2 protein-coding genes are annotated in these 1459 nt (G+C 59.5%); both read right to left on the reverse strand.

The window, feature by feature from the left end; translation table 11 throughout:
- Positions 1-176 precede the first annotated feature (176 nt).
- Positions 177-1019 (reverse strand): FlaG family protein, encoded by an 843-nt coding sequence (locus G454_RS20620; RefSeq protein ID WP_051276562.1) that lies wholly within the window; start codon positions 1017-1019, stop codon positions 177-179.
- Between the two features lie 61 nt (positions 1020-1080).
- A partial coding sequence (locus G454_RS0115195) for a hypothetical protein (protein ID WP_027719237.1) occupies positions 1081-1459 on the reverse strand: 379 nt, incomplete at its 5' end.

The raw sequence follows: 1459 nt of genomic DNA on the forward strand, positions 1-1459 counted from the left end.
GTTTCCGGAACCTGACTCCGGAAACCCCGGCGGAAGAGATCCCGCCCGTGTCCGCGGCTGCCCCCTCCGGTGCGGCGTGCGGGATACTACTTCGGCAGGGCCGCACCGACCGACCTGCACGGCGCACCCGCGGTACAGAATCGCGTCGTGCCCGCGGCCGCCGGGCGGGCTGGCACCTAGAAGGGGAAGTCCTCGAAGGCCGGATCTCCCTGGGCGACCTCTTCCGCTATGTCGAGTTCGACGGCCGCTTCTTTATCCCTCTTGGCCAAGAATCCTTCGCGGACGCGCTTGAATTCCTGAGCGTATCTTTTCACCCAGGCGTATTCGTCTTCCAGTAATGTTCCTGCGATGGTGAAGACCGCCTTGGAATAGGGTATTTTCTTTGTACTCATAGTTTCTTTTAGGGTGATCTTAACTACCACCTGGTGGATGTCGAGGAACTTGCCCGTGAGGTTCTTCAGGAACTTCCTGAAGGAACCCATGGATGTAGGCGGCAGGGAGAGTACCAGCGGGAAGAACTCTTCGGAGCGCAGGATGTATAATCGCCACATATTTTTGCAGGCTTTCCTGTTTTCTCCCTTGCTACCCATTTGGTTGTACTCACATGACTTACACAATCCGCCAGGGTCGCCGAAACCCTGCCTGCCGTCAGGGGAGAAGCACTGCGGGGGGTTGCCTTCTCCCCGGAACTCCTCGAGCCAGAGGGCGTTCACCCGGTGGTGATCCAGTATGACCCCCACGATTTCCTGCACTTCTTCCATTACGTCGGGGTCGTCCTCGCTGGGGATCTTGAACTTCGTCGCGCCGCCGGTGGGGAACTTAACCTTGGTGAACAGGGAACCGACTTCGGCATCCCCGAAGTTCGTCCTGATCAACTCTTCCAAACTACGCTGTTCCCCAGCACCGTAAATTGCCAGCTTGAACCCGGATTGAGTTTCCCCTTGTGGGACGAGGGCGACCTCCCCGGTTCCCTCCTGACCCTCGAGCGCGGGGAAAAGGCTCTTAGACTTCGCTCCCATTGGATATCCGCTCCTTTCCACTTGTTTTTGAGATTGGCGTTGGCACTAATGCCCAACTTCCCTATACTTCTCTCTCCACAGCCGCCTTGACGAGGCGCCACTTCCCGCCGACCGTCACGAAGAACAGGTGCATGTTGGCCGCCGTCTGCACCTCCGACACCAGTCTGCCCTTCCCATCCCTGTAGCGGGTGACTGACGGCACCCTGGCCACCACGCAGTGGGCATATGGATGCGGGACGCGGCAGGTGTCGCGGTCCACGAGGCTCTCCCACCCGGCGACGTATGTGCTCAGCACCTTGAAGAAGCCTATCCCCATCAGGCCGAGCAACTTCTCGGCCTCTGCCGTCGTCAGCGGCGACATGTACGGGTCTTTTTCCTGGCGGGGTCGGGAAAATTCCACAACCCGCCACCTTATCGCGACGCGGTGCTCGCGCTTGAAC

It is taken from the genome of Desulfovirgula thermocuniculi DSM 16036, assembly GCF_000429345.1.
GTDB classification, from domain to species: Bacteria; Bacillota; Desulfotomaculia; order Desulfotomaculales; family Desulfovirgulaceae; genus Desulfovirgula; species Desulfovirgula thermocuniculi.